Annotated in this window: 1 protein-coding gene; it reads left to right on the forward strand. The window is 72.8% G+C overall.

The features are described from left to right. A partial coding sequence (locus AC5L38_RS43885; protein WP_495248759.1) for a beta-ketoacyl synthase N-terminal-like domain-containing protein occupies positions 1–4,839 on the forward strand: 4,839 nt, incomplete at both ends.

Raw genomic sequence — 4,839 nt, forward strand, 5'->3', positions numbered from 1 at the left:
TTCGACTACCCGACTCCGGTGGTGCTGGCGGAGTTCCTGCTGGGCGAGCTGCTCGGCGACAGGGCCGACGTGATCATCCCGGCCGCGCTCGCGTCGGTCTCGGACGATCCCATCGTCATCGTGTCGATGGCGTGCCGCTACCCGGGGCAGGTCGACACGCCCGAGGATCTGTGGCGGCTGGTGGCCGGGGGCGGGGACGGCATCAGCGAGTTCCCGACGACGCGCGGCTGGGACCTGACGGAGTTCTACAGTCCCGACCGGGAGAGCCGGGGCACCAGTTACGTGCGTGAGGGCGGCTTCCTGCACGAGGCGGGAGAGTTCGACCCGGGGTTCTTCGGGATCTCCCCGCGCGAGGCGCTGGCGATGGATCCCCAGCAGCGGTTGCTGCTGGAGGTGTCGTGGGAGGCGGTTGAGCGGGCGGGCATGGACCCGGTCTCGCTGAAAGGCAGCCGCACCGGCGTGTTCGCCGGGATCATGTACCACGACTACGCGTCGAGCGTGGAGTTTCCCCCCGACGTGATGAGCTTCTTCGGCATCGGCAACGCCGGGAGCGTGCTGTCGGGCCGGATCTCGTACGCGCTGGGGCTGGAAGGTCCGGCGATGACGGTGGACACGGCGTGTTCGTCGTCTCTTGTCACGATTCATCTGGCGGCGCAGGCGCTGCGCTCGGGTGAGTGCTCGCTGGCGCTGGCCGGTGGGGTGACGGTGATGGCGTCGCCGGGCGCGTTCATCGACTTCAGTGCCCAGGGCGGGCTCGCCGGTGACGGGCGGTGCAAGTCCTTCTCGGACGCGGCCGACGGGGTGAGCTGGGCCGAGGGCGCGGGCATGGTGGTGCTGGAGCGCCTGTCGGACGCCCGTCGCAACGGACATCAGGTGCTGGCGGTCGTCCGTGGGTCGGCGGTGAACCAGGACGGCGCGTCCAACGGTCTGACGGCGCCGAACGGCCCCTCGCAGCAGCGGGTGATCCGCCAGGCCCTCGCCGGGGCGGGCTTGAACCCGGCCGAGGTGGACGTGGTGGAAGGGCACGGGACCGGTACGACGCTGGGCGACCCGATCGAGGCTCAGGCACTGCTGGCGACCTATGGCCAGGACCGGCCGGAGGATCGGCCGCTGCTGCTGGGTTCGATCAAGTCGAACCTGGGTCACACCCAGGCCGCCGCCGGTGTGGCGGGTGTGATCAAGATGGTGCTGGCGATGCGGCATGGCGTGTTGCCCAGGACGTTGCATGTGGACGCTCCGTCGTCACACGTGGACTGGTCCATGGGTGCGGTGGAGCTGCTGACCGAGGCGAGGTCATGGCCTCAGGTGGGACGGCCGTGGCGGGCCGGGGTGTCGTCGTTCGGGATCAGCGGCACCAACGCGCATGTGATCATCGAGCAGTTCCCCGAGGTCGACACCGAGGAGGCGCGGGGCGAAACCGAGCCCGGTGTGGTGCCGGTGCTGGTGTCGGGCCGGTCGGCGGAGGCGCTGCGGGCGCAGGCCGGGCGGCTGGCGTCCTTCCTGGACGGCGGTTCCGAGCCGGGTCTGGCCGATGCGGCGTTCTCGCTGGCCACGACGCGGTCGGCGTTCGAGCACCGGGCGGTGGTGCTGGCCGACGGCCGCGAGGGCGCGCTGGCCGGGCTGCGGGCCGTCGCCGATGATCGCCCGGGTGCGGGTGTGGTGCACGGGGTGGCGGGGCCGGAGCCGAAGCTGGCGGTGTTGTTCACCGGTCAGGGCAGCCAGCGGGCCGGGATGGGCCGGGAGCTGTATGAGCGGTTCCCGGTGTTCGCGGCGGCGTTGGACGAGGTGGTCGCCGAGCTGGATCCGCTCCTTGAGGGGTCGCTGCGTGAGGTGATGTTCGCCGAGCGGACGGATGTGCTGGACCGGACGGGATGGGCGCAACCCGCGCTGTTCGCGCTGGAGACGGCGCTGTTCCGGCTGGTCGAGGCGTGGGGCCTGCGGCCGGAGGTGCTGGCCGGGCACTCGATCGGGGAGATCACCGCTGCGCATGTGGCCGGGGTGTTGTCGTTGAAGGACGCGTGCGTTCTGGTGGCGGCGCGGGCGCGGTTGATGCAGGGGTTGCCCGCTGGTGGGGCGATGGTGTCGGTCCGGGCCTCTGAGGAGGAGGTCGCCGGGCTGCTGGCCGGGCGTGAGAAGGAGGTGTCGATCGCTGCCGTCAACGGCCCGTCCTCGGTGGTGATCTCCGGGGTCGAGGAGCCGGTTCTGGAGATCGCCGCAGCCCTGGAGGAGCGCGGGGTCAGGACGAAGCGCCTGCGGGTGTCGCACGCCTTCCACTCGCCTCTCATGGACCCCATGCTGGAGGACTTCCAGGAGGTGGCCCGTACCCTCACCTACAGCCCGCCGCGGATCCCGATGGTGTCGACCCTGACCGGGAAGGCGGCTTCGGCGGAGCAGCTGTGCTCGCCGGACTACTGGGTGGAGCAGGTCCGTGGCGCGGTCCGCTTCAGCGACGGCATCCGCGCCCTGCACGCGCAGGGAGTACGGGCCTATCTGGAGCTGGGCCCCGACGGGGTGCTGACCGCCATGGCCGACGACACCCTGAGGGTGCTCGCCGACTCGGACGAGGCCGCCCGTGCTCAGGTGGCCGGGGATTCGGGCGCTCACCACGTCACCACGGGCACGTACGCGGATTTGCCCCCGCTGCTGGTGCCGGTGCTGCGGAGGAACCGCGACGAGCGGTCGGCGGTCATGACGGCGCTGGCCGAGTTGCACGTACACGGGATGCCCCTCGACTGGCAGGCGGTGCTCGCGGGCGGGCGCCGGGTGGGGCTGCCCACCTACGCCTTCCAGCGTCAGCGGTTCTGGCCGACCGGCAAGCGCGTCGGGGACGCCCGCGGCCTGGGTCTGGCCGCGGCGGAGCATCCGCTGCTGGGCGCCGCCGTCCGTCTGGCCGACTCCGACGGCGTGCTGCTGACCGGGCGGCTCTCGGTGCGGTCGCACCCGTGGCTGGCCGATCACGTGGTGGCCGGAAGGGTGTTCTTCCCCGGCACCGGGTTCCTGGAGCTGGCCGTTCGAGCCGGTGACCAGGTCGGCTGCGACCGGGTGGAGGAGCTGACCCTGACCGCGCCGCTGGTGCTGGGCGAGGACGACGCGGTCGCGGTACAGGTGTCGGTGAGCGCCCCGGACGAGTCGGGCAGGCGCACGCTCGGCGTCTACGCCCGCCCGGCCGAGGCCGAGGACCAGGCGTCGTGGACCCGGCACGCCACCGGCACGCTGACGACCACAGACCCTTCCGCCGGAGCCGGAGCCGGAGCCGGAGCCGAGGCCGGAAGCGATGACCGGGCCGCCGCGTTCGACGCCACCGTCTGGCCCCCCGCGGGGACGACGGTGATCGAGCTGGACGGGCTGTACGACCGGCTCGCCGAGGGCGGCCTCGCCTACGGGCCGGTGTTCCAGGGACTGAAGGCCGCCTGGCGCGGCCAGGACGGCGAGGTGTTCGCCGAGGTCGTCCTGCCCGAGCAGGCCGCGTCGGGCGCGGGCGCGTTCGGGCTGCATCCGGCCCTGCTGGACGCGGCGTTGCACGCGGTGCCGTTCGCCGGGCTGGAGACGGCGGAGGGCGGAAGGCTGCCGTTCTCCTGGAGCGACGTGAGCCTGCGGGCCGGAGGCGCGTCGGCGCTGCGCGTGCGGCTGGCCAGGACCGGTACCGACTCCGTGTCGCTGACGGCGGTGGACGCCGTCGGCACCCCGGTGCTGTCGGCGCGTTCCCTGGTGCTGCGGGCGGTCTCGGCCGACCGGCTCGCCGCGGCCTCACCCGGACGCGGGGTGGAGCGGGACTCGCTGTTCCAGCTCGACTGGGTCTCCGTGCCGATGACGGTCTCCCCGGTGGACGCCGTGATCGGGTTGGAGGTGGCCGAGCTCACCGGTGACCTCGACGCGCTGGAGCTGCCGTTCGGCAGGGTGCCCGACCTGGTGACCGTCGAGATCGACGTCGCCGGCTCCACGGATGTCGTCGGATCCGCGCACGCGCTCACCACACGCGTGCTCGGCCTGCTGCAGCAATGGCTGGCCGACGAGCGGTTCGGCGGCTCGCGCCTGGTGTTCGTCACCCGGGGCGCGGTCGCGACCGACGACGGCGAGACCGTGTCGAACCCGGCAGCGGCCACCGTGTGGGGACTGGTCCGCAGCGCCGAGGCGGAGAATCCCGGCCGCTTCCTGCTGGCCGACGTGGAGGAGTACGAGACGGCCCTGTCCGCGCTGCCCGTCGTGCTGGCGTGTGGCGAGCCGCAGGTGGCGGTACGCGAGGGCGGGGTGCGGGTGCCGAGGCTGGCGGCGCTGGCCTCGGGCGCGAGCCTGCTGCCCCCACCCGGTGAGGTGGCGTGGCGGCTGGGCAGCCGGGCCAAGGGCAGCCTGGACGCGCTGGAGCTGTTGCCGTTCCCGCAGGCGACCGAACCGCTGGAGGCCGGGCGGGTACGGATGGAGGTGCACGCGGCGGGGGTGAACTTCCGGGACCTGCTGGACGGGTTGAACGCGCTGGGCTGGTTCCAGGACAGGGTCGGCCTGATGGGCGGCGAGGCCGCCGGAGTGGTGCTGGAGGTCGGTCCCGGCGTCGAGGACCTGCGTCCGGGTGACCGGGTGGTCGGCCTGGTCGACGGCGGCTTCGGCCCGATGGCGATCACCAGCACCCACGTGCGCGCCAGGATCCCCGACGGGATCTCCTTCGAGGAGGCCGCGACGATCCCGGTGGTGTTCCTGACGGCCTTCTACGGGCTGATGGACCTGGCCGGGTTGCGGGCGGGGGAGAAGTTGCTGGTGCACGCCGGCGCGGGTGGTGTGGGTATGGCGGCGATCCAGTTGGCGCGGCGGTTGGGTGTGGAGGTGTTCGCGACGGCGAGTCCGGCC

It is taken from the genome of Streptosporangium nanhuense, from assembly GCF_059358815.1.